Below are 25,373 nucleotides of genomic sequence, written 5' to 3'. Positions count from 1 at the left end.
TTTTGCGGCTTGCCACATCCCTGTGCCATCGCGTCGGATCGATCCGAAAGCGAGGCGCCTACACAGATTGATTCGACCTCGCGCAGGGCTTCTTGAAGGGCAGCCCGACGTAGCCGACGGGCGGTTGAAAAGCGTCAACGATCTGCCTTTCAGCCCCGTCAAACGGTTGTCGAAACGCGCTGAACGGGATTCAGATGAGTGCTCAAGAAGCAGCGATCACTCCCGCTGACCGAACACCTGAGAAGGTCTGCGCAAGACCGGATCGAAGGGGTTGATCTTCTGGCTGATCGCCGTTGCCTCGCGCTTGAGCATGTCCACCACCGTGGGCATGCGATCTGCACTGAGGCGATCGCTGATGGTCGCCACGCTCAACGCCGCCACCGCCCGGCCATCACGGTCGAGGATCGGCACCGCCAGACCCGCCATACCTTCCAGCACGCCGGTGTTGCGCGCGGCGTAGCCAGTACGCCGCACCGTGTCGATTTCCGAGCGCAGCATCACTTCGTCGTAGAGGTGGAAATCCCGCAGGCGCGGCAGGTTGTAGCGGATCACGGTCTCGCGTTCTTCTTCCGGCAGATACGCCAGGATGGCCAGACTGCCCTGCCCCACGCCCAGCGCCACGCGGCCGCCGATGTCGCCGGTGAAGGTGCGGATCGGGTATGGACCTTCGCTGCGGTCAAGGCACACCGCGTCGAAACCACTGCGCGCCAGCAGAAACAACGAATCTCCCAACGAGGCCGATAACCGCAACAAGCTCGGACGCACCACGTCCCGCAGGTTGCCGGACTGCCCGGCCCGAGCCGCCAGGGCGAAGAATTCCAGGCTCAGTCGATAGCGCTTGCTGCGCAGGTCCTGCTCAACCATGCCTTCGTCCATCAGGCTGCGCAGCAAGCGGTGGGTGGTCGGTTGCGACAGGCCGACCTTCTGCGCCAGTTGCGTCACGCGCTCACTGCCATCGGGACAATCGCCCAGTGCCCGCAGCACGGCAAACAGGCGAGAGACCGCCCCGACACCCGTTTCTTTCTCGACGCTATTCCGCTCAGTGAAATCCATATAGCGCTTTTCCCAATCTATTTCCGCTGAATGAATGAATTCGAAAAAACTACTCACTCAATGAAATTGCCCGTTGAGCGCATCCTAGTCTTGGGCCTAGGATCGGTCCACAGGGCGATTTGAATAACAGCGGCAGCCGACATTGATCGAGCGCCAGCGTCCACGGTCACACGCAGCACTTCTCTTCGCATCTGCCCATAAAAAACGCACGCCTTCGGTGTGCACGAAAAAAGGTGGAACGCAGCCATGGCTTTTCTTCAACTGCAGGCACTGTGCAAGCGCTACGGCCCCGTCGATGCCGTCGTGGCCACTGACCTTTCCGTAGAGCAAGGCGAATTCGTCTCCCTGCTCGGCCCCTCCGGCTGCGGCAAAACCACCACCTTGCAAATGATCGCTGGCTTCGTTGATGTCAGCGCCGGCCGCATCTTGCTGGACGGCCGCGACATCACCCACGCCAAGCCTGCCAGTCGCGGGCTTGGCGTGGTGTTCCAGTCCTATGCGCTGTTCCCGCACATGACCGTGCGCGACAACGTGGCCTTCGGCCTGAAGATGCGTAAAGTCTCCGCCGCCGACATCCAGCGCCGCGTTTCACGGGTGCTGGAACTGGTGCGCCTCACGCCCCACGCCGAGCGTTACCCCCGCGAGCTGTCCGGCGGCCAGCGTCAGCGGGTGGCTTTGGCCCGGGCGCTGGTGATCGAGCCGCCGGTGTTGCTGCTGGACGAACCGCTGTCCAACCTCGACGCCAACCTGCGGGAAGAAATGCAGTTCGAGATCCGGCGCATCCAGCGCGAAGTCGGCATCACCACCCTGATGGTCACCCACGACCAGGCCGAAGCGCTGTCCATCAGCGACCGTGTGGTGGTCATGCAGGCCGGGCGCATCACCCAGATCGACGAGCCCTACCACCTCTACGAACACCCGCGTACGCGTTTCATCTCCGGCTTCGTCGGCAAGGCCAATCTGCTGCGCGGCGATCGCGATGCCAGCGGCGCCCCCAGGTGCGCCATGAGCCCGGCGACGGCCAGCTGGTGCTGAGCCTGCGCCCGGAGAAAATCGACCTGGTGCCTGCGGGGACCGGCCGTCTGCAAGGACGAGTGGTCATGCGCTACTTTCTCGGCAGCCAGTGGCTGTACCGCATCGAAACGCCCATCGGCGAAATCACCGTGGTGCGCCGCAACGATGGCGACGCGCCGATGAACGAAGGCTTCGCGGTGGGGCTGGACTGGCCGTCGGATCTGCTGCGCGTGCTCAGCGTCGACGAGGTGTCGGCATGAGTGTGCTGCGCGACACTGGACGCGGTTATCTGCTGTCGGCCCCGGCCCTGGCGCTGTTCTTCGGCCTGCTGTTGCTGCCACTGGCGTTGACGCTGGTGCTGTCGTTCAACGTGTTCGACTACGAAGTCGGGGTCAAGGGCGGTGAATGGACCCTGGCGCAGTACGCCAATCTGGTCACCGATTCCTACTTCTACGAGATCTTCCTGCGGACCTTCTGGATCAGCGCGCTGGTGACCCTGCTGTGCGTGGTGATCGGCGTGCCCGAGGCCTACATTCTCAGCCGCATGGGCACCCCGTGGCGCTCCATTTTCCTGATCCTGATCCTCACGCCGCTGCTGATTTCGGTGGTGGTGCGGGCGTTTGGCTGGAGCCTGCTGCTGGGCGCCGACGGTCTGATCAATCAGGCGATCCAGGCCCTCGGCGGGCGTCCGATCAAAATGCTGTACACGCCGTTCGCGGTGATTCTGGCGCTGGTCCACGTGATGCTGCCGTTCATGATCATCCCGGTGTGGACCTCGCTGCAGAAACTCGACGCCTCCGCCGAACAGGCCGCGCTGTCCCTCGGTGCCACCCAGGCGCAAGTGATGAGGATGGTGGTGTTGCCGCAAGTGATGCCGGGCGTGCTGTCGGGGACGTTGATCGTCTTCGGCCTGTCGGCCAGTTCGTTTGCCATCCCGGGTCTGCTCGGTGGGCGCCGGCTGAAGATGGTCGCCACCGTCGTCTACGACCAATACCTCTCGGAACTCAACTGGCCGATGGGCGCAGCGATCGCCGTCGCACTGCTGCTGATCAACCTGTTGGTCATGCTGTCGTGGAACCGGCTGGTCGAAGGCCGCTACAAAAAATCCCTGGGGGAATGAGCCATGTCCAAAAACGGTCCTCTGGCCTTGTCGTTTCATGCCCTGGTGGTGATCTTCATGCTGGCGCCGCTGGTGGTGGTGTGCCTGGTGGCGTTCACCCCGGAAAACACCCTGAGCCTGCCGTGGCACGGGTTTTCCCTGCGCTGGTTCAGGGCGGTGTTCGAGCGTGCCGACTTCATTCAGTCCTTCTATAACAGCCTGATTCTGGCGGTGGTCGCCGCCACGCTGGCGACGTTGATTGCGGTGCCGGCGGCGTTGGCGATCACCCGCTATCGCTTTCCCGGCCGCGACTTTCTCAACGGCCTGTTCCTGTCGCCGATCATCATTCCCCATCTGGTGTTGGGCGTGGCAATGCTGCGCCTGTTTGCGCTGATGGGGGTGAACGGCAGTTTCGTCTGGCTGATGTTCGCCCATGTCGTGGTCATCACGCCTTACGTGTTGCGCCTGGTGATCGCCGCCTCCATCGGCATGGACCGCAGCGCCGAGCAAGCGGCAGAATCCCTCGGTGCCAGCCGCTTCACGCTGTTTCGTCTGATCACCCTGCCGATGATCCTGCCCGGCGTCGCCGGTGGCTGGCTGCTGGCGTTCATCAACAGCTTCGACGAAGTGACGCTGTCGATTTTCGTCACCTCGCCGTCGACCCAGACCCTGCCGGTGCGCATGTACGTGTACGCCACCGAATCCATTGACCCGATGATGGCCGCGGTCTCGGCGCTGGTTATCGCCCTGACGGCGGCGACCATGATCATCCTCGACCGGGTGTATGGCCTGGACCGTGTGCTGGTAGGGAGGCATTGATGACTGTTCGGTTTACCCACCTTCACCCGATGGAGCGCGCGCCATGGCCTTGCTGAGACGACTCGCCGAACGCGACCGCGCCGTCATCCCCTTCACCCTCGACGGCCAGCCGGCCAGTGGTTTGCAGGGCGATACCTTGCTCACGGCGGTGCTAACGGCTGAGGATTCATTGCGCGGCAGCGACTTCAGCGGCGAACCGCGCGCCGGTTTCTGCCTGATGGGCGCGTGCCAGGACTGCTGGGTGAAACTGGGCGACGGTCGGCGGGCGCGGGCCTGCTCGACGCTGCTGGAAGCCGGCGTGTGCGTGAGTCGTGAACCGGGGCGCAACCAATGAGTGCGCCAACCCTTCAAGCCATGAACACCGTTATCGTCGGCGCCGGCCCAGCCGGGATTCGCGCGGCGCAGACGCTGCTCGCCCACGGCCTGCGCCCTTGTCTGCTGGATGAAAGCCTGCGCGGCGGCGGTCAGGTCTATCGTCGCCAGCCGGAGAACTTCAAGCGCTCGGCGAAGGCGCTGTACGGTTTTGAAGCGGGCAAGGCCGATTCGGTTCACGCCACCCTCGATCAGTTGCAGCGCGAGATCGACTACCGCCCCGAGACGCTGGTGTGGAACGCCGAGGCCCGCACCCTCGACACCCTCTGCAATGGCCGCGCCGCGCAGGTGCCGTTCAAGCACCTGATCGTTGCCACCGGCGCCACCGACCGCATCTTGCCGGTGCCGGGCTGGACCTTGCCCGGCGTCTACAGCCTCGGCGCGGCACAGATCGCGCTGAAGTTTCAGGGCTGCGCCATAGGTCAGCCCGTGGTCTTTGCCGGCAGCGGGCCGCTGTTGTATCTGGTGGCGTATCAGTACGCCAAGGCCGGTGCGACGGTGGCGGCGGTGCTCGACAGCTCGCCCTTTTCCGCTCAGACCCGCGCCCTGCCCGCGCTGCTCGGGCAACCGTCGACGCTGGCCAAAGGGCTTTATTACCGCGCCTGGCTGACCGCTCACGGCGTGCCGGTGCACCAAGGCGTGCATCTGCGCGACATTCAGGGCGAGCGCCGGGTCAGCGGGGTCAGTTGGCAACAGGGCAATCAGCTCAAAAACCTCGCCTGTGACGCCGTCGCCTTCGCCCATGCCCTGCGCAGCGAAACCCAATTGGCCGATCTGCTCGGCTGCGCGTTCAGCTGGAGCCCATTGAATCGTGCCTGGCTGCCCATCCGCGACGCCGCCGGCCGCAGCAGCGTCGACGGGGTTTATCTGGCCGGTGACGGCGCCGGGATCATGGGCGCCGACGCTGCGGAAATGGCTGGCGAACTGGCGGCGCTGACCTTGTTGGGCGACATGGGTCATCCCGTCGACCGCGCCCGCAGCGTTGAATTGCAGCGGCAACTGGAAGCCATCCAGCGGTTTCGCCAGGGACTGGAAACCGCGTTCCCCTTCCCCGAAGACTGGGCGGCCAAGGCGCCGGACAGCCTGACCGTGTGCCGCTGCGAGGAAGTCAGCGCCGGCGACATCCGTCAGGCCGTGGCCGAGGGTCACTGGGAAATCAACCGGGTCAAGGCCATGTGCCGGGTCGGCATGGGCCGCTGTCAGGGGCGCATGTGCGGGCTGGCCGCCACGGAAATCGTCGCTCAGGCGTCGGGGCGGGACATCGCCAGCGTCGGTCGTTTGCGCGGGCAGGCGCCGATCAAGCCGCTGCCGTTTGGTGTGGAGGCAGAACAATGAGCCAGCCCGTTGAGGTGGATGCGGTGGTGATGGGCGGCGGGATTGTCGGTGCGTCGGCGGCGCTGTTTCTCGCCCTGAGCGGCAAACGCGTGGCGCTGCTGGAAAGGGACTTTTTCGGCTCTCACTCAAGCGGCGTCAATTATGGCGGCGTGCGGCGCCAGGGTCGGCCGTTGTCGCAACTGCGGCTGTCCCAGCGCGCCCATGAAATCTGGGGAGACCTGCGCGCGTTCATCGGCACTGACGGCGAATACGTCCGCTCGGGCCATCTCAAACTGGCCCGCAGTGACAAAGACATGGCCGCGCTGGTCGCGTATGAGGAAGCGTCGCGCGGGTTCGGAATGGAGCTGCAGTTGCTCGATCATGCCCAGTTGCGCGCCCGCTTCCCCTGGGCTGGCGACGTGGCGGTGGGCGCTTCGCTGTGCGCCGAGGACGGCCATGCCAATCCGCGCCTCGTCTCGCCGGCATTCGCCTCTGCTGCACGCCTGGCCGGTGCCCAGACCTTCGAGCAGGCCCACGTCAGCGAGGTCAGCCATAACGGGCAGTCTTTTCTGGTTAAGACCGCCAGCGGTCTGAGTTTTCGCGCGCCGTGGCTGCTCAATTGCGCCGGGGCGTGGGCGGCTCAGCTGGCCCGGCAGTTCGGCGAACCGGTGCCGATGCGCGCGGGCCACCCGGCGATGCTGGTGACCGAACCGCTGCCGATGTTCATGGACGTCAGCACCGGCGTCGAGGGCGGCGGGATTTATGCCCGACAGGTGGCGCGGGGCAATTGCGTACTGGGCGGTGGGCAGGGATTTCCGTTGGACCCGGCCACCGCCCGCCCGGGTCAGGCGGCAATTCTGGAGATCCTGCGCAACGCCGTTGAACTGTATCCGCCGCTGGCCGGTGCCCAGGCCATTCGCACCTGGAGCGGCACCGAAGGTTATTTGCCCGACCGCGAGCCGGTGCTGGGGGCCAGTTCGACCCAGCCCGGCCTTCTGCACGGTTTCGGTTTTGCGGGCTCGGGCTTTCAGATTGGCCCGGCGGCGGGCGAGGCCCTGGCGCAGATCGTCTGTGCCGGGGCTTCGAACATTGATCTGAGCCCGTTCTCGATCACCCGCTTTCAATCGCCATCGCACACTTCATCGCCTGCCATCGTCGTGCCGTCCGGCACCGATAACGTGATTCCATTGCTCAGAGGAAGGTCGAACCCATGACTCACATGAAACGTGTTGCCCTGACTGGCTTGTCTTGCCTGCCGTTCGCTATGTTTCTTGCTTCGATGCCCGTACAGGCCGAACCGACGCTGTACCTGGGCATGAACGGCGGCACCATGGAGCGGTTGTACGCCGACCACGTGTTGCCGGCGTTCGAGAAGGCCAACAACGTCAAGGTGGTGATCGTGCCGGGCACGTCTTCGGACATCCTCGCCAAGGCCCAGGCCAGCAAGGACAACCCCCAGATGCACGTGATGTTCCTCGACGACGGCATCATGTACCGGGCCATTTCCATGGGCCTGTGCGGCAAGTTGAGCCCGAGCGCGAGCCTGGCGGACATTCCGGCCAAGGGCAAGATCAAGGAAGAAGCGGTGGCCGTCAGCCTCGGTGTCACGGGGCTTGCCTACAACACCCGGATGTTCAAGGACAACGGCTGGAGCGCGCCGACGTCCTGGGCCGACATGGCGGACCCCAAGTATAAGGAGAAGCTGGTGTTCCAGTCGCTGGCCTCCTCCACGTTCGGGCTGCATGGTTTTCTGATGTTCAACCGGCTGCAGGGTGGCAACGAAACCAACGTCGAGCCAGGTTTCAAGGCATGGCCGAAGACCGTCGGACCGAACGTGCTGGAGTACATCGCCAGCTCGGCGAAGATCTCGGAGATGGTGCAGACCGGCGAAGCGGCGCTGTTCCCGCTGACGCCGACCCAGGTCACCGCGCTCAAGCTCAAGGGCGTGCCGGTGGAATACGCGCCACCGAAGGAAGGCGCTGTGGTGTTGAACGTGGCCGAATGCACCATCGCCAACAACGACCAGCCGGAACTGGCGCAGAAGCTCGCGGCCTTCCTGCTGACCCCGGAAGCCCAGGCGCCGGCGCTGGAGATGGGCGACCAGATCCCGTCCAATCCGAAAACCCCGACCACCGACAAGACCCGTGGTCAGGTTGAAGCCATGAACACATACCTGGAAACCGCCGTGACCATCGATTGGGATCAGGTCAACCAGGTGCGCCCGGAATGGAACGCGCGGTGGAGCCGGTCGATCGAGCGGTAGGCGCGATTTAAGTGGGACCGGCTTTAGCCGGGAATAGGGCTGTAGGTACGCCGCAAGATCTATGGCGTATGCGCTGGCCTCTTCCCGGCTGAAGCCGGTCCCACAAGGCGATCGCGTGCAGCCAGTGGGCCCAACCATGCCCCGGGCATCCGGGGTCCCACGCCGGTCGCGAATCCATCCCACATTTGTTTCAACTATCCCTGCCTACTACAGTCACACAGTCATTCCCGCCCTTTGACTGATGACGAATTCGCATGAGTTTCATTCTTTGCATGACCGTCTTCGGTGTCCTGCTGATGCTGCTGGCACTGACTTCTTCTTACCTGCGCTGGCTGCCGGTCACCACGTCGGCGGTGTGTCTGGCGTTTGGCGCCGCGATTGGCCCCTGGGGCCTGGACATTGCGCAGCTCGACGTGCGCGACGCCCGCCACTGGCTCGAACGCCTCACCGAAATCGCCGTGCTGTTTTCCCTGTTCAACACCGGCATCAAGCTGCGCCTGCCCCTGCACCGTAGCGGCTGGTATTCGGCGTACCTGCTGGCCGGGCCGGTGATGCTGGCGACCATTGCCGGCGTCAGCCTGACCGCCCATTACTTGTTCGGCCTGTCATGGCCGATCGCGTTGCTGCTCGGCGCCATGCTTTCGCCCACCGACCCGGTGCTGGCCGGCTTGGTGCAGGTCAACAGCGCCCAGGACCTGGACCGGGTGCGCTTCGGCCTGTCCGGTGAGGCCGGGCTGAATGACGGCACTGCGTTCCCCTTCGTGATTTTCGCCCTGATGTTCATCACCCACGGTTTTTCGGATTTCGACTGGACCCAGGGCTGGCTGCTGAAAAACATCATCTGGGGCGTGCCGGTCGGGCTGATGCTCGGTTACGGCCTGGGCCGAGGCGTGGGCCATCTGATGATCTACCTGCGCATCAAGAACGCCGACAGCACGTTGTCGCCCAACGACTTCCTCGCCCTGGCGCTGATTGCCATTGCCTACGTCAGCGCCGAAGGCCTTGGCGCCTACGGATTTCTGGCGGTATTCGCGGCGGGCATCGGCATGCGTCATGCCGAGTCCAACGCCACCCAGTCTGAGGTGCCGTCGGAGCACGTGGCGATCCCGGTGGTGGGCCACACCCACAGCGACCCGGAGTCGGCGATCATGGGCGATCGCGATTCTTTGTCAGACAGCCAACTGGCGGCCGGCGTGATGATGGGCGACATGATGGTCTTCGGCAGCCTGGTAGAGCGCGCAATGGAGGTGCTGTTGATCACCCTCCTCGGCGCGGCCCTCGCCACTTACTGGGACTGGCGCGCCGTTGGCCTGGGCCTGGCGTTGTTCTGCGTGATCAGGCCGTTGAGCGTCTGGCTGCTGATCAGTGGCAAATTGCTGACCCGGCCGCAAAAGGCACTGGTCGGCTGGTTTGGCATTCGCGGCATCGGCACGTTGTACTACCTCTGCTATGCGTTGACCCATGGCCTTCCCGCTGAGGCCGTTCACACCACCATCAGCCTGACGTTGTCGGTGGTGGCATTGAGCATCCTGCTGCACGGTATCAGTATCCAACCGTTGCTGGAGCGATACGAACGCAGCATCGCCCGGGCCAACAGAGACTGACCAGGGACGATGCCGCTTTGATTCCAGAGGGACGGTCCCGTGCCTGAACACTTGTGATAGACAGCGTCGATGACGCTATCGGAACAAGCGATTGGACGCTCAACCCCCTGATCGGTAGCGTGCTCACGAATTGATCAGGTCTTTTGGGCGCTGACTGCCCTGCGGTTTAACGTCGCAGCAGCCTGCCCATCAGGGATCGGCGCCGTGTCGGCTGACACCCCGCGCACCAAGCCCGGATGCTTGACCCCTCCTTTGTTTACGCGTCACGGCTCGTTGAGCCGCGGCGCGGTTCATCGCTTGCGAGCCTGAAAGCCTATGTCCATCAATACACCGCAGCAGATCGCCGAAATCACCATTCAAGCCGGCGTGAAGAAGTCCCACCTGCCGACCCCGGCAATTCTGGTGCTGGGCTTTCTCGCCGGCGCGTTCATCGCCCTGGGCTTTCTGCTGGACATCCATGTCAGCACCATGATCCCGGCGCCTTGGGCGTCACTGGGCAACCTGATGGGCGCGGCGGTGTTTCCGCTGGGTCTGATTCTGGTGATCCTTGCCGGCGGCGAGCTGCTCACGGGCAACATGATGAGCCTGCCGACGGCGATGTTCGCGGGTCGGGTCCCGTTGTCGGCGGTGGCGCGCAACTGGGCGCTGGTGACGTTCGCTAATCTGCTGGGCGCGCTGTTCGTCGCCTACTTCTTCGGCCATGTGCTGGGCCTCACAGAAGGTGCGTACCTGGCCAAGACCCTGGCCATCGCCAAGGCAAAGGCCAGCGCTGATTTCAGCCAGGCGTTTATTTCCGGTATTGGTTGCAACTGGCTGGTGTGCCTGGCGGTCTGGTTGTCATACGCCAGCAAAGACGTGACCGGGAAGGTCGTTGCCATGTGGTTCCCGATCATGGCCTTCGTCGCCATCGGCTTCCAGCACGTCGTCGCCAATATGTTCGTGATCCCGGCGGCGATCTTTGCCGACGCCCTGAGCTGGACCGATTTCGTCGAAAACTTCGTCGCGGTGTTCCTGGGCAACGCCGTGGGGGTGCAATTTTCGTCGGGCTCGCGTATTACGTGTCCTATTCGAAAGCCATTCAGGCTTCGGCCACCGGCGTCGCTGCAGCGAGTATCGAGCAGCAGACCGGTCGCCAGATTTAACGCTGCAGCCGCGCGCTTCGTTGCTGCAGGCGCGCACCCTGTTTCTGCCACGCGTCACGTTGTGAGAGTAATCAATGTCAGATCGAGTCCTGATGGACAGCTATTCACGCAAGGTCGATTACGTCCGCATGTCGGTCACGGATCGCTGCGATTTTCGCTGCGTGTATTGCATGGCCGAGGACATGACGTTCCTGCCGCGTCAGCAGATTCTCTCCCTCGAAGAAATCCATCAGCTGGCCGAGCGCTTCGTGGCGCTGGGCACAAAGAAGATTCGCCTGACCGGCGGTGAGCCACTGGTGCGCTCCGGTATCGTCGGGCTGGTGCGCAGCATCGCCGCCCTGCCCGGCCTGCGCGAACTGTGCATGACCACCAACGGCTCGCAGCTGGACAAACTCGCCGTGCCGCTGTTCGAAGCCGGCCTCAAGCGCCTCAACATCAGCCTCGACAGCCTCGACCCGGCGCGCTTCAAGGAATTGACCCGCACCGGTGATCTGAGCAAGGTCATTGCCGGTATCGACGCCGCCAACGCGGCCGGCTTCGAGCGCACCAAGCTCAACTGCGTGGTCATGCAGGGCCGCAACGACCACGAGATCAATGATCTGGTGGCCTTTGCGATTGATCGCGGTGTCGATATCACGTTCATCGAAGAAATGCCCCTGGGCACGATCAGCGAGCACAGCCGCGCCGAGTCGTTTTACTCCAGCGAGCAGGTGCGCGAACGCATCGCCGAGCGTTACACCCTGGTGCATTCGACCGAAACCACGTCCGGGCCTTCGCGCTACTGGCGCGTGGCGGAAGCACCGCACATCCGCATTGGCTTCATTTCGCCCCACAGCCACAACTTCTGCGCGACCTGCAATCGGGTTCGGGTCACGGTGGAAGGTCGTCTGCTGTTGTGTCTCGGGAACGAGCACTCGGCCGATCTGAAAGCCGTGCTGCGGGCCAATCCGGGTCAGCCGGAGAAGCTGGAGAAAGCCATCGTCAACGCCATGCAGCTGAAGCCGTGGAAGCACAACTTCGAGCTCAACGATGATGTGCAGGTGGTGCGCTTCATGAACATGACGGGCGGCTGAATACGCCCTTGATCATGAGCTGACCTGGCGTTGATGAGAAGCCTGGCAGCCTCCAGCTTGAGACCGCCCGCCTCTGTTGAACAGGCTGATCAGCCCTTGATGAAGCCCAGCAGAATCTCGTTGATCTCTTCCGGCTGCACGTTGCACATGCCGTGGGCGCCGCCCTTGACCACGTGCAGTGTCGAGCCTTTGACCAGTTCGTGACTCTTATAGCCGGACGCGACGATCGGAACGATCTGGTCGTCATCGCCGTGCAGGATCAGGGTGGGCACGTCGATCTTTTTCAGGTCTTCGGTGAAGTCGGTTTCCGAGAACGCCTTGATGCAGTCGAACTCCCCTTTAACGCTGCCGAGCATGCCAATGGACCAGAACGAGTCGATGGCGCCCTGGGAGGTTTTCACGTCGTCGCGGTTAAAGCCGAAGAACGGCACGGCCAGATCCTTGAAGAACTGCGAGCGGTCGGCGGTGAAGCCGGCGCGGATGCCGTCGAAGACTTCCATGGGCAGGCCTTCGGGGTTGGCGTCGGTTTTGAGCATGATCGGTGGCACGGCGCCGATCAGGACGGCTTTGGCAACGCGGGCGGTGCCGTGACGGCCGATGTAGCGGGCGACTTCGCCACCACCGGTGGAGTGGCCGATCATGATGGCGTCTTTGAGGTCTAGGGCGTCGAACAGTTGGGCGAGGTCGTCGGCGTAGGTGTCCATGTCGTTGCCGTCCCAGGTCTGGCCGGAGCGCCCGTGGCCGCGGCGGTCGTGGGCGATGACGCGGTAGCCGTGCTGGCCGAGGAAGAGCATTTGTGCATCCCATGCGTCGCCGTCGAGGGGCCAGCCGTGGGAGAAGACGATCGGTTGGCCGGTGCCCCAGTCTTTGTAGAAGAATTCGGTGCCGTCTTTGAGGGTCAGGGTGGTCATTGGGATGCGGTCCTCTGGAGTGGGTGCGGGGGAAGGTTGAGCGTAGTCGTTTGTGGCGCGGCTGGATTGCAGTTATGTGCTTAATTGCCGTGAAGCGAGATCCAGAGCGTCTGCCTGGGGGCAGACTGTTTCGCCTTCGGCGAGTTACTTGGAAAAGCACCCCAAGTAACCAAGGGTGCTTGCTCCTGGTTTGGCCCTTCGTTCCTCAGGGTTCCTTCACTCCGGTCCCGCTCCGTGGGCCCGCGCCGAACGGGCATCCATGCCCTGACGGCGCTCTCGCCGCATCCATGCGGCTCGGCCCACTGCGCGAGACCTGCGTTCAGCCTGCACCCAAGTCGCGATTGGCGGTGACTGAGCTTTTTGTGTACGAAGATCAAAAGCAGATCAAAAGCAGATCAAAAGCAGATCAAAAGCTTCCCGGCTGAAGCCGGTCCTACGGTCGAGGTCGCCGCCACTTTTCCTGAATGGACGCGCTGCTTTTAGTGGGACCGGCTTTAGCCGGGAAGAGGCCGGTGTGGCCATCACCATTTCCGCTGAATGCACGCACCCTCACTGTCTGATCGTGCCCACGCTCCGCGTGGGTATGCATCACGGGACGCTCCGCGTCCATACCAGGCGCAAGCCGGTCCTACTGACCGCATACACATGTAGGACCGGCTTTAGCCGGAAGACGCCGGTGTGGCCACCGGTGATGAGGCCTGAGACAGGCGCCTCAGGCCTGGTTGCCACCGCGGCTCAATGCACCCAGCCGACCGGAGATCGACTGCATGCCTTTGCCCAGTTCGCGCAGGGTGCCGGCGTCCCGCGCGCCTTGTTCGCTGGAGGCGTGAATGCGCACTGCCAGTTCGTTGATTTCGTGGGTGACGTGGCTTTGCTCCTGGGCGGCCACGGCGATCTGATGGGCGCGCTGGACGATGTCATCAAAGCTGAAGACGGTGGTGCCCAGTGTGGCGGCGACACTGACCGCCTGCTGCACCGACTCACGGGTGCGCGCGGCGCCGTTCTGCATGGTCGACACCGCCGCACTGGAGGCCTGACGCAGTTGCGAGATCATCTCCTGAATTTCGTTCGCCGAGGCCTGGGTTCTGCCGGCCAGTGTGCGCACCTCATCCGCCACCACCGCAAAACCACGCCCCTGCTCGCCTGCCCGCGCCGCTTCGATGGCGGCGTTCAGGGCCAGCAGGTTGGTCTGCTGGGAGATCGACTTGATCACTTCCAGCACGCTGCCCACGCGCTCGATGTCATCGCCCAATTGGGTGATGGCGCCCGCCGCGCCGGCAATGTCCGTTGCCAGTACTTCGATGGACTGGCTGTTGCTGTTGACCTGATCCTGGCTTTTCTGCGCATCGCCCAGGGACGGCGGGCGGTGTCGGAGCAGTCCGTGGTGTTCTGGGCGACTTCGTTGGCACTGGCCGACATCTCGGTGATCGCAGTCGCCAGCAAGGTGTTGTCCTGGCGCTGGGATTCGGCCCGCTCGGCGACGCCTTGGGACAGCTGCGCCAGCTCGTTGGCCTGGCGTTCCAGGGACACCGACTCCTCGGCGATGCGGTGCAGCATGTCGCGCAGGGAACCGGCGTAGCGGTTGACCGACTCACGCAGCGCGCCGATCTCGTCGGCGCGCAAAATCGCCAGCTGAGTATCGATCTGACCGCCCTGGCCCAGACTCGATATCTGCGCGGTGGTTTCCTCCAGTTGCGCCAATAGCCGCTTGCCTGCCAGCCACGCCAGACCCAGCAGCACGCCCAACAGCGGCAACAGGAACAACAGAATTTGTCCGGTGAGGCGGTCGGCCAGGCCGACGACGCGGGCTTCCGGGGTCACCAGCCCTATGCGCCAGCCCGTGCCGGCCATGGTCGCCAGGGTGACGTAGGCCGGGCCGTTGAGCCGACCGTCGTGCTCAATCCTCAGGGTCGAGAGCGCCGAGGTGTTGCTCGCGAGCTGATCAGCCACCGGCTTTAACCAGGGTTGCTCCTGGCTCAATCCAGTAATGGTCAACAGGCCCTTGGTGCCCTTCGCATCGGGGAAATACAGCAGATTCCCTGAAGGATCGACCGCAAATGCGTAGCCGTCGGTGACGCCGCCTTTGTCCTTGAGGAAGGCCGCCAGACCGTCAAGCTTCAGGTCGATGGTCGCCACACCGGCGAACGCGCCCTGGGCCCGATAAGGGACGCTGCAGGTGGTCATGGCCACGCCGCTGACCGGGTCCTGATAAGCATCGGACCAGACGCAATGCCCTGCCGGTGCAGACTTGGCCCCGGCGTACCAGGATTCAGCCTGATAAGGCGGCGTTTTGGCCTGGTTGTATTCGTCCGAGAAGTCCAGTCGGTTGCCGGTGTCCCGTGCCCAGAAAAAACTGCGCCGCTCGGTGCCTGCGGCAAAGGCGTTGGGCTCCGGCCACACGCCGCCACCGGCGATGGCGGAATCCCCCTGGCTGTCGATCAGCCCGGGAAATTGCTCATGTACAGGGTTTCTTCGTGGGGCAGTGTCTCCGCCAGCAGCGCCATGGCAGCAGCGGTCCCCTCGATGCGACTCAATGGTAGCGCCAACTGACGGGTAATGGCGCTGGCTGACTGCTCCGCCGACTCGGTGCCAGCGGCCACCAGTTGGGGTTTGCCCCCAGGGTCATGACCGCGAAAATCGCCACCGCCGTGAGAATCAGCAATGTCAGGATCCCCAGGGTCATTCGTCCAGCAATACGGCGGGGAATCAAAGACATGGTCAAGCTCCGAAGGAAATGTAGGGCTACATTTGCAACGGCCATGACAGGGAAAAGTTGAAGCCGGACCGAGGTTTAAGCGACATGGGCGACCGGTGGTCATAGGACGACTGGCCAAACGTCAGCCCCCGTCGCGCTCAGAGCTGCATTGCGTCCCGCGCCACCCGAACGTGCTCGGGTAATTCATGGGCGTGTTCCATCAACCACGCATCCAGCGTGTGCCCGACGTGGGTCAGCACAGCCCGCTCGGGTTTCAGCTCGGCAATGATCTGCAGCGCCAGCGTCACATCATTGTGGTTGCGCGGCGTTTGCGCCTGGGGCGGCAATGAGCAGTCGAGAATGAGCACGTCCAGCGCCTCCCGCTGCAAAAAGCTTGTGTGTCGTAGGGCAAGCCGACGGTGTCGGTGAGGTAGGCGATGCGCCGCCCTCCGCCTTCCAGCAGATAACCCAGCGTTGGCTTGGAGTGCAGCAGCGGCAGCGCGGTGACTTGCAGTTCGCCCAGCGACCGGCTTTCGAAGGGCATGAACGGCTGGCTGAAATCCAGGATGCCGGGGTGCTTGTACAGGTCCGACAACCCTTCCGGGTCCACCGGGCCGTGCACCGGGATCACCAAACCCTGGCCCCAGCGCAGGTGCAACAGGCCCTGGGCATGGTCGGCGTGGTAGTGAGTCTGCAGGATGCCGCTGAGGCTGCGCGGCGGGAAGCGCTCGGTGAGATCGGGCAAGCCGCTGTCGATCAGCCAGCGTTGTTCCCCCAGTTCCACCAGCGCGCAGCACGGACGGCGGCGCAGGCGTTTGTCTGTATGGGCCGCGCAACAGGCCGCGCATTCACAGCCGTAAACCGGGACTTGCCGCGCATCCCCCGTGCCCAACAGGGTCAGGCGCATGCGGGCGCGCGCTGCAGTCGCTGCAACAATCGGGCGACGGTTTGCTCCAGGGCGCCGGAGTTGTCGAGCACGATCAACGCCGGATCGTTCACCCGCAGGTCGTCAGCAAACTGAGCGTTGCGCGCCAGTCGGGTTTCGATGTCTTCGGCCGATTCCCGCGCCCGGCTTAGCAAGCGATCCCGCAATACCGATTGATCAACTGTCAGCAGCACCACCGACAGCGACGGATAGCGCGACCGCGCTTGAGGCAGATGCCCGCGGGAGCCGTTGACCAGTACGTCGTGCCCGTCGGCCAACCATTGATCGATCTCTTTCGGGATGCCGTAATGCAGGCCGTTGGCGAACCAACTCAAGGCAAAGGCGCCCTGAGACTGCAGTTCGGCAAAGCGGTTGACGCTGACGGCCTGGGCCGCTTCGCCCTTGGCTTCCGCCGAACGGGTGATGACTCGGCGCACGATACGGCAGTCCCGCGCGGCCAATGCCTCGCGGGCCGCGTCCAGGAGGCTGTCCTTGCCCGAACCCGACGGTCCGATGAGATAGATCAACCTGCCTGCCATCAGAACACCCTCTTCGCTTGTCGCCAGACTTGTTGAATGACCGGCAGTGTGCCGATAGCCCGGGCGTGGATCAGGTCGGCGCGCACGCCGACGCGAATCTCGCCGCGATCGTGCAAGCCCGCCGAACGGGCCGGTGCCAGGCTGACCGTGGTCACCGCGCGAGCCAGTCCGGCACCTGTCGACTCGTCCGCTGCATCCAGCTGAGCGCCCAGGGTGAACGCCGCCTGCAACAGGCTGGCCGGATAGTAGTCGCTGGAGAGAATATCCAGTAGCCCTTCTTCGGCCAATGTCGCCGCCGCAATGTTGCCCGAGTGCGAGCCGCCGCGAACGATGTTCGGGGCGCCCATCAACACACTCATGCCCAGACGCCGGCAGCCCTGTGCGGCTTCGAGGGTGGTCGGGAACTCGGCGATGCTCATGCCGTAACCCGCCCGACTCTTCCACGTGAGCCAGGGTGGCGTCGTCGTGGCTGGCCACCGACAACCCACGGGCCAGGCAGATGTCGACGATGGCCCGGCGATTACGGTCGCTGTAGGTTTTGGAGTTGGCGACCTGCTCGACAATGAAGGCGTCCATTTGCTCGCTGCTCAGGTGGTACTTGCCCATGTAGTACTCACGGTACTTGGATTCGAGGGCGAACTGGCGCTGGCCCGGCGAATGGTCCATCACCGACACCAGTTGCACCAGCGGCTGCTCGACCAGGTCGCGGAACACGCTGAGGGTGTCGGGATGGCAGACTTCGCAGCGCAGGTGCAAGCGGTGCTCGGCGCGGGTCATGTCGGCGGCGTTGGCCTTGGCGATCGCGTCGACCATGCCCGGCAATTGCTGCATGCGCTTGCCCTTGGGATTGACGTCGCCGATGGACAGCGCGTCGAACACCGTGGTGATGCCCGCCGCGATGATTTGCGCGTCGTGGCTCATCACCGCCGAGGCCGACGGCCAGTCCACACCGGGGCGCGGGCTGAGGTGTTTTTCCAGGTTGTCGGTGTGCAGTTCGACCAGCCCCGGCAGCAGGTAGTCACCGTTGAGGTTCTGCGCGTGGGACAGCTGGCTGATGCTGTCATCGACTTCGCTGATCAACCCGTCGCGCAGCACCACGGTGCCGGTGAACACGCGCTCGGCAGTGACGATCTTGGCGTGGGTCAGGATCTGTTCGTTCAGCATTGTTCGGTCTCCTTCGGGCTCGACACCATCGAGGGTTGCAGGTCGACATCTGGCGGGGTCATGTCCAGGTGGCGATCGGACACCGCTTCCCGCGCCAGTCGGTCGTGGAAGATGCCAATCACCGCAGCGCCGGCGCATTTCGCTTCATGGATCAATTCAAGGACCACCTGGCGATTGCCGTCGTCCAGCGAAGCGGTCGGCTCGTCCAGCAGCATCACCGGCCACGGCACCATGAAGCCGCGGGCGATGTTGACGCGCTGCTGCTCGCCGCCGGAAAACGTCCCTGGCGCCAGCTGCCACAGCCGCTGGGGAATGTTCAGCCGAGCGAGCAGATGCTCGGCGCGGGCCTGGGCGTCTTCGCGTGTCCAGCCACGGGCCAGGGCCGGTTCCATGACCACGTCGACGGTGGCGACGCGGGGAATCACCCGCAGAAACTGGCTGACGTAGCCTAGGGTGTGCTGGCGCACTTGCAGCACCTCCCGCGGCGCAGCGCCGACCAGCTCGATCCACTCGCCCTGGTGCTGCACGCGAATGCTGCCGCCGGCCGGCAGGTAGTTGCCGTACAAGGTGCGCAGCAGCGTGCTTTTGCCCGCGCCGGAATGGCCGTGGAGCACCAGGCATTCGCCGCCGCTGACGGAGAAATTCAGGCCGCGCAGCACGTTGAGCACGACGCCGTTCTGCTGGTGCAGGGTGAAGGTTTTCGAGAGGTCACGGACCTCGATCAGCGTGTTCATTGAAGGCATCCCGAAAGTCGGATCATGGCTGCAGCACCGAAGACACCAGCAGCTGCGAATACGGATGTTGCGGGTCGTCGAGGATCTGATCGGTCAGGCCGGTTTCCACCACGTGGGAACGGCGCATGACCATCAGCCGATCGGCGAGCAAACGGGCCACGGCCAGGTCGTGGGTGACGATGACCACCGCCAGGTCCAGCTCGCGCACCAGCCCGCGCATCAGGTCCAGCAAACGCGCCTGCACCGACACGTCGAGGCCGCCGGTGGGCTCGTCCATGAACACCAGCCGTGGGCCGGACACCAGATTTCGGGCGATTTGCAGGCGCTGCTGCATGCCGCCGGAAAAGGTCCGTGGCAAGTCGTCGATGCGCGCCGGGTCGATCTCGACCTGGTTGAGCCAGTCCAGCCCCGCCGCCCGCAGCGCCTGATAATTGCGCACGCCCTGGGCCATCAGCCGCTCGCCGATATTGGCACCGGCCGACACCGCCATGCGCAGGCCGTCCCGAGGGTTCTGCTCGACGAAGCCCCATTCGGTGCGCAGCAAGGTGCGCCGTTCGGCCTCGCTGGCGCTGTACAGGTCCAGCCATTGGCCGGCATTTTTATGGGTGTCGGCGAGGCGGTAATCGATGACGCCCCGGTCGGGCGGGCAACGGCCGCTGAGCAGCGACAGCAGCGTCGACTTGCCGGAGCCGGATTCGCCGACGATGCCCAGCACCTCGCCGGGGTACAGCTCGAAACTGACGTCCTGGCAGCCTTTCTCCGGACCGTACAACTTGGTCAGTCCGCGCACTTTCAGCAGTGGCTGGGTGCGGTCGCTGACGGCATCACGGTCGATCTGTTGAGCAGCGTTCATAGCGCGGCCCTCCCTGGCTGACCCGTTGCGCGCAGTAGTCGGTGTCCGAGCAGACGAAGCTCTGGGTGCCCTGATCGTCGAGGATCAGCTCGTCGAGGAACGAATCCTGGCTGCCGCAGATGGCGCAGTTGTGTTCCCACTTCTGCACTTCGAAGGGGTGGTCCTCAAAGTCCAGGCTGGTGACGCGGGTGAACGGCGGCACGGCGTAAAGACGCTTCTCGCGACCGGCGCCGAACAGCATCAGCGCCGGGCTCATGTCCAGTTTCGGGTTGTCGAATTTGGGGATCGGCGACGGGTCCATGACGTAGCGCTCGTCGACGGTCACCGGGTAGGCGTAGGCCGTGGCGATGTGGCCGAAGGTGGCGATGTCCTCGTAAAGCTTGACGTGCATGACGCCGTAATCATTCAGGGCGTGCATGGTGCGGGTCTCGGTTTCCGACGGTTCGATGAAGCGCAACGGCTCCGGAATCGGCACCTGATAGACCATGATCTGGTCGGCGTGCAGCGGCGTTTCCGGGATGCGGTGACGGGTCTGGATGATCGTCGCTTCGGGGGTGCGCTCAGTGGTGGCGACGCCGGCGGTGCGGGCGAAAAAGCGGCGGATCGACACGGCGTTGGTGGTGTCGTCGGCGCCCTGATCGATGACCTTGAGCACGTCTTCGGCACCGAGGATCGCGGCGGTCAGTTGCATGCCGCCGGTGCCCCAGCCATAGGGCAGCGGCATTTCACGGCCACCGAAGGGCACTTGATAACCGGGAATGGCCACGGCCTTGAGCAGGCCGCGACGGATCATGCGTTTGGTCTGTTCATCCAGGTACGCGAAGTTGTAGGCCTCGTCTCGCGGCGTCTGTGGTTGCGGACGTGGCTGCGTGGCGGCGTTCATTGAGCCTGCTCCTTGGAGGGCGTGCGCAGTGTGCGGATCAGTTCCAGTTCGGCCTGGAAGTCCACGTAGTGCGGCAGTTTCAGGTGCGAGACGAAACCGGCGGCTTCGACGTTGTCGCAGTGGGCCAGGACGAATTCTTCCTGCTGGGCCGGCGAGACGATTTCCTCGCTGTACTCACCGGCGCGCAGCGAGCGGTCCACCAGCGCCATGCCCATGGCTTTGCGTTCGGCGTGCCCGAAGGCCAGGCCATAGCCGCGCGTGAACTGCGGCAGCTCGGTGGCGGAACCGACGAACTGGTTGACCATCTCGCACTCGGTCACCTCGATGGCGCCAATGGCGATCGGGAAGCCCAGCTCTTCCGGCTCGATCCACACCTCCACTTCACCCACGCGAATCTCCCCGGCGAACGGGTGATTCCGGCCGTAGCCCCGCTGGGTCGAATAGCCCAGCGCCAAGAGAAAGCCTTCATCGCCCCGGGCCAGCGCCTGCAGGCGTTCGGCGCGGCTGGCCGGGTACTCCAGTGGCTCGCGGGTGATATCAGCGACCGGTGCGCCGGTGTCCTGTTCTTCCTTGATCAGGCCTTCTTTCGCCAGCAATCCCAGCACCCGCGGACAGTCCTGGACCGCCGCGTCGGCCTGACTTTCAGGGCCAGGGAATTCGCCTTCCGCCAGCAAGGTGAAGTCCAGCAAGCGGTGGGTGTAATCGAAGGTCGGTCCCAACAGTTGCCCGCCGGGCACATCCTTGAACGTGGCCGACAGACGCCGGTTGAGCTGCATGTTGGAGGTGTCGATCGGCAAGCTGGCGCTGAAGCGCGTCAGCGTGGTGCGGTAGGCGCGCAGCAGGAAGATCGCTTCCACCAGATCGCCGGCCGACTGCTTGATCGCCAGCGCCGCCAGTTCGGCGTCGTACAGCGAGCCTTCGGTCATCACCCGGGCGACGGCCAGGGGCAATTGCTGACGGATCTGTTCCACGCCCAGCTCGGCAACCGAGGGGTCGCCCCGGCGCTGTTTCGCCAGCAGTTTGTGGGCGTTGTCGATGGCCTGTTCGCCACCTTTGACGGCAACGTACATCAGGCCGCTCCTCTTGAGGGTTGAAGACTCGAAGGCTGGGACTTGAACAGCACTTGAGTACTGCGCGGCAAACCGAGCAATTCGCTGCCAGCGACGAAGAACACGTCGATCCCGCGGGGAAGTCATTGCGCGATTCGCGCTCCTGCCAGAACGCTTCCTGCAGCGGCAGGCTGACGTGGTTTTGGCGTTCGATGCCCGGCCCGCGCCAGGCCAGTTGCGTGCCGCCCTGCAGACTCGGCAACTGGACCAGCAGCGTGCAGGACTGATCGGGGTAGCGATCATTGCCCAGGTCGAAACCGCTGAGGTCGTGCAACTGGCTGTCGTCGAGCAGCGCGAAGCGGGCGTTCTGCCGGTCGCTGACGATCGGGCAACCACAATGGAAGGTCAGGTTGGCACGAATGGCCTGGGTGTCGAACGTGGGCGCAAGCCACAGCGGCGTGTCGATGTCCAGCAAGGCCAGGCACAGGGCGTGGCTGGCCGCGGCGAGGCCTTCGAGGTGCGGCGGGGTTTGCGCGGCGAGCAGGCTTTGCGCGACACCGGGGCCGGCCAGCGCCTTGAGGGCGGCGCGAAAACTGCGCTGGGCATCCAGCACCGGATCGTTGAATGCCGGCTGCAGCAAGGACGCGGGCAAGGATTCAGTTGCGAGAAAGGTGCTCATTAGTTTTCTCCTCTGACCAGGGTGAAGAAGTCCACTTTGGTCGCCGCGGTTTCGGCTTGTTGTTGGGCCCGGCGCAGGTCTTGCGCGCGGGCCAGCGGGTCAATCAGTTCTGTGATCCAGTGCGCCTGTTGAGCACCCTGCAAATGGGCGTCGGCCAGGGCGGCGAGTTCGGCGTGGGCCTTGTCACGCCCGGCCAGGTAGCTGAAGCCGGTGCGGCCGTCGGCCAGGCGCACCACGCAACGGGTCACGGTCATCTCGCCGACGTTGAACGGCGCACCGCTGCCGCCCATGCGGCCCCGCACCAGGGCCATGCCGATTTCCGGCGCGCGGATCAGTTGGTATTCGGCGTCACGCAATGCGGCTTCATGGGCGAGCAATTCATCGCGGCGGCTGCGCGAGAGCACGCCGATCCAGTGCTGACGGGCGGACAGTTCGGGGGCTGAAGCGTCGGGCGCGGTGGAGGGAACGGGTGTCGCAGTCATCGAGGGCATCTCCGTCAGGTGACGATCTGATACTGGAAGCGGTCGGAGCGGCTGGTGGAATGGGCAATCTCCACCGGGTTTCCGTGCGCATCATGGGAAAGGGTGAGCACCGTCAGCGCCGGCAGATGACGCGGCATCAGCAGCACACTGGCTTCTTCGCGACTGGGCAGGCGCGCGCCGATCAGGCTGAAGGTGCGAGTCAACGGCAATTGCCGTTCGGTGAGGAACTGGCGCACCGACCCGCTGACGTAGTCGGCGATCAACGACGCGCGGGTGGCGCAGTAGCGGTGACGAATCAGGCAGACCGGCTGGCCGTCGAGGCGGCGCAGGGTTTGCAGTTCGATCAGCGGCGCGTGGGGTTCGAGGCCCAGATGCCCGGCCTCCTCTGCCGTCGCCGTGCAATGCCGGCGTTGCAGCAGCACCGCTTCGACGCCGTGGCCGAGCGCGGCAAGGGATTCGCTGTAGGCACTGCCGGCGGCAACCGGGTACACCAGCGGACGCCCCAGCACCTGGGTGCCTTTGCCCTGGCGGCGCAGCAGGCTGCCTTCGCGGACCAGCTCGTCGATGGCCCGGCGAACCGTATGCCGGTTGACCTCGAAGCGTGCGGCGAGCTGGATTTCAGCCGGCAGGTATTCACCGGCGGTGTAGCGGTCGAGTTCACTGCGCAGGGTCTGCGCCAGTTCGAGGTACATCGGTTCTCGGTGCAGGGCTTCGGATTGTCTAGACAACTGCATGGCTAAAAAGGGTTCGCACCCTCTCCTGTCGTGGTCATTAGATGAACTGCTTGCGCAGGCGCTGGGAGAAGATGTCGATGACGCTCACCACCACGATGATCACCAGCAGCACCGAACAGGTCTGGGTGAACTGGAAGGCGCGGATGTTTTCCCAGAGGATGACGCCAATCCCGCCGGCACCGACCATTCCCACCACCGTGGCCGAGCGCACGTTGGATTCGAAGCGGTACAGCGCGTAGGAAATCCACAGCGGCATCACCTGCGGAATGACCCCGAAGATCACTTCCTGCAAGGCGCTGGCGCCGGTGGCTCGAACGCCTTCAACGGGGCCGGGATCGATCGCTTCCACCGCTTCGGCAAACAGCTTGGCGAGCACGCCGGTGGTGCTGATCCACAACGCCAGCACGCCGGCGAATGGGCCGAGGCCGACCGCCACCACGAAGAGCATGGCGAAGACCATTTCGTTGATCGAGCGGAAGGCATCCATGACCCGGCGCAGCGGTTGATGAATCCACCACGGCGTGATGTTGTCGGCGCAAAGGATGCCCAGCGGCACCGAGCAGACGATCGCCAGCAGGGTGCCCCAGAGGGCGATCTGCACCGTGACGATCATTTCCTTGAGGTACGCGCGCCATTCGTGGAAATCGGGCGGGAAAAAGTCGGCGGCGAAAGTCGCCATGTTGCCGGAGTCGCGGTACAGCGCCAGCGGGTTCATTTCCGCGCCGTGCCAGGCCCAGGCCATCATCGCCAGGAACAGGCCCCAGCCCAGGTATTGCGGCCAGCTGCGCTTGCCAGCGGCCTGGATGTAAGCAGCGTGAGTGGTCATAAAGAATCCAGTTGCCATCGGGTGAAGCGTCATGACTGGCGCGCTGGGCCCTCGAGCTGCAGCGCGCCCCGTGCATCAACCCGCCTTGGCGGTGCCTTGTTTTTCCAGCTCGGAGATGCGGTCCTGCAGCTTGGTCAGCCCGGCGTCGATGTCTTTCAGGCGGGTGGCCTTCTCCTCGGCGCTGAGGGTGGTGCTGGCCGTGGTTTCGGTCTTCTGCTTGAACAGGTCGAGCTGGCGAATGGTCAGCAGCTGGTCGTCCGAGGACTTGAGAAACTTGCCCATCTGCATGTTCTTCAGCACGGCCTTTTCTTCGTCGGTGTCGCCGTAATTGGCGAAGAAATTGCGGATTTTGTTCTTGTCCGCGTCGGACAGGCCCTTGCGCCAGACCATCGGGTCGGCCGGGATCAGTGGCGATTTCCAGATCACCTTGAGCATCGCCGCCTTGTCTGGCTGGGTGACTTCCAGACGGTCCCAGCTCTCGGTGTTGAAGGTCGCGACGTCCAATTGACCTTTGGCCACGCTGAGGGCGTTGACTTCATGGCTGGAGTTCAGCGTGCGTTTGAAGGCGGTGGCGGCGTCGACGTGGTTCTGGGCGAACACGTAGTAGCCCGGCACCAGGTAGCCCGAAGTGGAGTTCGGGTCGCCGTTGCCGAAGGTCAGTTCCTTGGCGTGCTTGAGCATGTCCTCGACCGAATTGATCGGGCTGTCCTTGCGCGCAATGATCACGCTCCAGTAGCCGGGTGCACCGTTGGCGGCAGCGGTCTGGGCGAAGATCTCGCCGCCGGAACGGTCCACCGCTTCCATGGCCGCCTTGTTGCCCAGCCAGGCCACGTCGACCTTGTTGAAACGCATGCCCTGAATCAGGCCGGCATAGTCGGAGGCGAAGGTGGCGTTGACTTTCAGGCCGGTCTTTTTCGACATGTCGTCGAGGAACGGCTGCCACACGCTTTTCAGGTTCTGCGACGACTCGGTGGACATGATGCCGAAGTTGATGACGTTGTCATCGGCCTGCGCAGTGCCCATCAGGCAACCGGCGACGACAGCGGCAGACGCGAAGACGCGCCCGATACGGTTCAACATGGGGAACTCCCGGAGCTGGGTTGGTTGTTGGGGTGTTGCCTGGTTTATGGGGTTTGTCAGTGCTGC

At 64.1% G+C, this 25,373-nt stretch carries 22 protein-coding genes and 5 pseudogenes; 10 read left to right on the top strand and 17 right to left on the bottom strand.

The genetic code is table 11. The features are described from left to right. Positions 1-216: 216 nt before the first annotated feature. Positions 217-1,053 carry an IclR family transcriptional regulator gene (locus JN403_RS16060; protein WP_205483166.1) on the bottom strand — a complete coding sequence of 279 codons (837 nt, stop codon included), beginning with the start codon at positions 1,051-1,053 and terminating at the stop codon, positions 217-219. 246 nt (positions 1,054-1,299) lie between these two features. Between JN403_RS16060 and JN403_RS16055 the strand changes: the two are divergent. From JN403_RS16055 to moaA, 10 genes and pseudogenes are all read left to right on the top strand, one after another. Further along, positions 1,300-2,327: pseudogene (locus JN403_RS16055) on the top strand (ABC transporter ATP-binding protein). Further along, positions 2,324-3,187, top strand: coding sequence for an ABC transporter permease (locus JN403_RS16050; RefSeq protein ID WP_122535810.1), 864 nt, complete (start codon positions 2,324-2,326; stop codon positions 3,185-3,187). Before JN403_RS16055 ends, JN403_RS16050 begins: the two are co-directional and overlap by 4 nt. Before the next feature lie 3 nt (positions 3,188-3,190). After that, entirely contained in the window at positions 3,191-3,985 is a 795-nt protein-coding gene (locus tag JN403_RS16045) for an ABC transporter permease (protein ID WP_122535809.1), read from the top strand. Positions 3,986-4,028: 43 nt separating this feature from the next. Then, complete coding sequence (locus tag JN403_RS16040; protein ID WP_205483164.1) at positions 4,029-4,319, top strand: (2Fe-2S)-binding protein; 291 nt, start codon at positions 4,029-4,031, stop codon at positions 4,317-4,319. Beyond that, positions 4,316-5,692 carry an FAD/NAD(P)-binding oxidoreductase gene (locus JN403_RS16035; protein ID WP_240356606.1) on the top strand — a complete coding sequence of 459 codons (1,377 nt, stop codon included), beginning with the start codon at positions 4,316-4,318 and terminating at the stop codon, positions 5,690-5,692. Before JN403_RS16040 ends, JN403_RS16035 begins: the two co-directional genes overlap by 4 nt. Next, complete coding sequence (locus JN403_RS16030; RefSeq protein WP_205483162.1) at positions 5,689-6,885, top strand: FAD-binding oxidoreductase; 1,197 nt, start codon at positions 5,689-5,691, stop codon at positions 6,883-6,885. Before JN403_RS16035 ends, JN403_RS16030 begins: the two co-directional genes overlap by 4 nt. Beyond that, positions 6,882-7,934, top strand: coding sequence for an ABC transporter substrate-binding protein (locus tag JN403_RS16025; protein ID WP_205483160.1), 1,053 nt, complete (start codon positions 6,882-6,884; stop codon positions 7,932-7,934). The genes JN403_RS16030 and JN403_RS16025 overlap by 4 nt, the downstream gene beginning before the upstream one ends. Before the next feature lie 254 nt (positions 7,935-8,188). Next, entirely contained in the window at positions 8,189-9,538 is a 1,350-nt protein-coding gene (locus JN403_RS16020; RefSeq protein WP_205483158.1) for a sodium:proton antiporter, read from the top strand. A gap of 315 nt (positions 9,539-9,853) precedes the next feature. Continuing rightward, positions 9,854-10,680: pseudogene (locus JN403_RS16015) on the top strand (formate/nitrite transporter family protein). Positions 10,681-10,754: 74 nt separating this feature from the next. Further along, positions 10,755-11,753 (top strand): GTP 3',8-cyclase MoaA, encoded by a 999-nt coding sequence (gene moaA / locus JN403_RS16010; protein ID WP_122535803.1) that lies wholly within the window; start codon positions 10,755-10,757, stop codon positions 11,751-11,753. An 89-nt stretch (positions 11,754-11,842) separates the two neighbouring features. Here moaA and JN403_RS16005 read toward each other — a convergent pair whose 3' ends face one another. From JN403_RS16005 to phnD, 16 genes and pseudogenes are all read right to left on the bottom strand, one after another. Next, positions 11,843-12,664, bottom strand: a complete 822-nt coding sequence (locus JN403_RS16005) for an alpha/beta hydrolase (RefSeq protein ID WP_205483157.1) — start codon at positions 12,662-12,664, stop codon at positions 11,843-11,845. A gap of 712 nt (positions 12,665-13,376) precedes the next feature. Beyond that, entirely contained in the window at positions 13,377-13,916 is a 540-nt protein-coding gene (locus tag JN403_RS16000) for a methyl-accepting chemotaxis protein (protein ID WP_205483155.1), read from the bottom strand. After that, positions 13,874-15,064, bottom strand: a complete 1,191-nt coding sequence (locus tag JN403_RS15995) for a methyl-accepting chemotaxis protein (protein WP_205483153.1) — start codon at positions 15,062-15,064, stop codon at positions 13,874-13,876. Before JN403_RS15995 ends, JN403_RS16000 begins: the two co-directional genes overlap by 43 nt. Before the next feature lie 130 nt (positions 15,065-15,194). Next, positions 15,195-15,380 (bottom strand): hypothetical protein, encoded by a 186-nt coding sequence (locus JN403_RS15990; RefSeq protein ID WP_205483150.1) that lies wholly within the window; start codon positions 15,378-15,380, stop codon positions 15,195-15,197. 137 nt (positions 15,381-15,517) lie between these two features. Continuing rightward, positions 15,518-16,266 (bottom strand): annotated as a pseudogene (phnP, locus tag JN403_RS15985) (phosphonate metabolism protein PhnP). Continuing rightward, positions 16,257-16,823: a phosphonate metabolism protein/1,5-bisphosphokinase (PRPP-forming) PhnN gene (gene phnN, locus JN403_RS15980; RefSeq protein ID WP_205483148.1), complete on the bottom strand. Its 567-nt coding sequence runs from the start codon at positions 16,821-16,823 to the stop codon at positions 16,257-16,259. The pseudogene phnP and the gene phnN overlap by 10 nt, the downstream one beginning before the upstream one ends. Then, positions 16,823-17,987 (bottom strand): annotated as a pseudogene (locus JN403_RS15975) (alpha-D-ribose 1-methylphosphonate 5-triphosphate diphosphatase). Before JN403_RS15975 ends, phnN begins: the two are co-directional and overlap by 1 nt. Further along, positions 17,981-18,721: a phosphonate C-P lyase system protein PhnL gene (gene phnL / locus JN403_RS15970; protein WP_205483146.1), complete on the bottom strand. Its 741-nt coding sequence runs from the start codon at positions 18,719-18,721 to the stop codon at positions 17,981-17,983. Before phnL ends, JN403_RS15975 begins: the two are co-directional and overlap by 7 nt. Positions 18,722-18,743: 22 nt before the next feature. Further along, the gene (gene phnK / locus JN403_RS15965) at positions 18,744-19,574 is read right to left on the bottom strand and encodes a phosphonate C-P lyase system protein PhnK (RefSeq protein WP_074887616.1); all 831 of its coding nucleotides are present in this window, start codon (positions 19,572-19,574) and stop codon (positions 18,744-18,746) included. Then, complete coding sequence (locus JN403_RS15960) at positions 19,546-20,457, bottom strand: alpha-D-ribose 1-methylphosphonate 5-phosphate C-P-lyase PhnJ (protein WP_205483144.1); 912 nt, start codon at positions 20,455-20,457, stop codon at positions 19,546-19,548. Before JN403_RS15960 ends, phnK begins: the two co-directional genes overlap by 29 nt. Continuing rightward, positions 20,454-21,527, bottom strand: coding sequence for a carbon-phosphorus lyase complex subunit PhnI (locus JN403_RS15955; protein ID WP_205483142.1), 1,074 nt, complete (start codon positions 21,525-21,527; stop codon positions 20,454-20,456). Before JN403_RS15955 ends, JN403_RS15960 begins: the two co-directional genes overlap by 4 nt. Further along, positions 21,527-22,158, bottom strand: a pseudogene (gene phnH / locus JN403_RS15950) (phosphonate C-P lyase system protein PhnH). The gene JN403_RS15955 and the pseudogene phnH overlap by 1 nt, the downstream one beginning before the upstream one ends. Before the next feature lie 26 nt (positions 22,159-22,184). After that, positions 22,185-22,667: a phosphonate C-P lyase system protein PhnG gene (gene phnG, locus JN403_RS15945; RefSeq protein WP_205483141.1), complete on the bottom strand. Its 483-nt coding sequence runs from the start codon at positions 22,665-22,667 to the stop codon at positions 22,185-22,187. Positions 22,668-22,681: 14 nt separating this feature from the next. Continuing rightward, positions 22,682-23,401 carry a phosphonate metabolism transcriptional regulator PhnF gene (phnF, locus tag JN403_RS15940; protein ID WP_205483140.1) on the bottom strand — a complete coding sequence of 240 codons (720 nt, stop codon included), beginning with the start codon at positions 23,399-23,401 and terminating at the stop codon, positions 22,682-22,684. A gap of 37 nt (positions 23,402-23,438) precedes the next feature. Next, positions 23,439-24,245: a phosphonate ABC transporter, permease protein PhnE gene (gene phnE, locus JN403_RS15935; RefSeq protein ID WP_205483139.1), complete on the bottom strand. Its 807-nt coding sequence runs from the start codon at positions 24,243-24,245 to the stop codon at positions 23,439-23,441. Between the two features lie 57 nt (positions 24,246-24,302). Beyond that, positions 24,303-25,307, bottom strand: a complete 1,005-nt coding sequence (phnD, locus tag JN403_RS15930; protein WP_205483138.1) for a phosphonate ABC transporter substrate-binding protein — start codon at positions 25,305-25,307, stop codon at positions 24,303-24,305. Positions 25,308-25,373: the final 66 nt, after the last annotated feature.

The organism is Pseudomonas sp. 15A4 (genome assembly GCF_016925575.1).
Lineage (GTDB): Bacteria > Pseudomonadota > Gammaproteobacteria > Pseudomonadales > Pseudomonadaceae > Aquipseudomonas.
The sequence above is the reverse complement of the archived record's forward strand: the minus strand, read 5'-3'. Positions and strand labels throughout refer to the sequence as shown.

What these genes read in the sequence shown, in the direction of transcription:
- phnF (WP_205483140.1), bottom strand. Translation starts at nt 23,401, where the DNA reads ATGCAGTTGTCTAGACAATCCGAAGCCCTGCACCGAGAACCGATGTAC.
- JN403_RS16040 (WP_205483164.1), top strand. Translation starts at nt 4,029, where the DNA reads ATGGCCTTGCTGAGACGACTCGCCGAACGCGACCGCGCCGTCATCCCC.
- phnN (WP_205483148.1), bottom strand. Translation starts at nt 16,823, where the DNA reads ATGGCAGGCAGGTTGATCTATCTCATCGGACCGTCGGGTTCGGGCAAG.
- JN403_RS15960 (WP_205483144.1), bottom strand. Translation starts at nt 20,457, where the DNA reads ATGAACGCCGCCACGCAGCCACGTCCGCAACCACAGACGCCGCGAGAC.
- JN403_RS16030 (WP_205483162.1), top strand. Translation starts at nt 5,689, where the DNA reads ATGAGCCAGCCCGTTGAGGTGGATGCGGTGGTGATGGGCGGCGGGATT.
- JN403_RS15955 (WP_205483142.1), bottom strand. Translation starts at nt 21,527, where the DNA reads ATGTACGTTGCCGTCAAAGGTGGCGAACAGGCCATCGACAACGCCCAC.
- JN403_RS16025 (WP_205483160.1), top strand. Translation starts at nt 6,882, where the DNA reads ATGACTCACATGAAACGTGTTGCCCTGACTGGCTTGTCTTGCCTGCCG.
- JN403_RS16050 (WP_122535810.1), top strand. Translation starts at nt 2,324, where the DNA reads ATGAGTGTGCTGCGCGACACTGGACGCGGTTATCTGCTGTCGGCCCCG.
- JN403_RS16005 (WP_205483157.1), bottom strand. Translation starts at nt 12,664, where the DNA reads ATGACCACCCTGACCCTCAAAGACGGCACCGAATTCTTCTACAAAGAC.
- phnK (WP_074887616.1), bottom strand. Translation starts at nt 19,574, where the DNA reads ATGAACGCTGCTCAACAGATCGACCGTGATGCCGTCAGCGACCGCACC.
- JN403_RS16020 (WP_205483158.1), top strand. Translation starts at nt 8,189, where the DNA reads ATGAGTTTCATTCTTTGCATGACCGTCTTCGGTGTCCTGCTGATGCTG.
- JN403_RS16035 (WP_240356606.1), top strand. Translation starts at nt 4,316, where the DNA reads ATGAGTGCGCCAACCCTTCAAGCCATGAACACCGTTATCGTCGGCGCC.
- phnG (WP_205483141.1), bottom strand. Translation starts at nt 22,667, where the DNA reads ATGACTGCGACACCCGTTCCCTCCACCGCGCCCGACGCTTCAGCCCCC.
- JN403_RS16060 (WP_205483166.1), bottom strand. Translation starts at nt 1,053, where the DNA reads ATGGATTTCACTGAGCGGAATAGCGTCGAGAAAGAAACGGGTGTCGGG.
- phnL (WP_205483146.1), bottom strand. Translation starts at nt 18,721, where the DNA reads ATGAACACGCTGATCGAGGTCCGTGACCTCTCGAAAACCTTCACCCTG.
- phnE (WP_205483139.1), bottom strand. Translation starts at nt 24,245, where the DNA reads ATGGCAACTGGATTCTTTATGACCACTCACGCTGCTTACATCCAGGCC.
- phnD (WP_205483138.1), bottom strand. Translation starts at nt 25,307, where the DNA reads ATGTTGAACCGTATCGGGCGCGTCTTCGCGTCTGCCGCTGTCGTCGCC.
- JN403_RS15990 (WP_205483150.1), bottom strand. Translation starts at nt 15,380, where the DNA reads ATGTCTTTGATTCCCCGCCGTATTGCTGGACGAATGACCCTGGGGATC.
- moaA (WP_122535803.1), top strand. Translation starts at nt 10,755, where the DNA reads ATGTCAGATCGAGTCCTGATGGACAGCTATTCACGCAAGGTCGATTAC.
- JN403_RS16045 (WP_122535809.1), top strand. Translation starts at nt 3,191, where the DNA reads ATGTCCAAAAACGGTCCTCTGGCCTTGTCGTTTCATGCCCTGGTGGTG.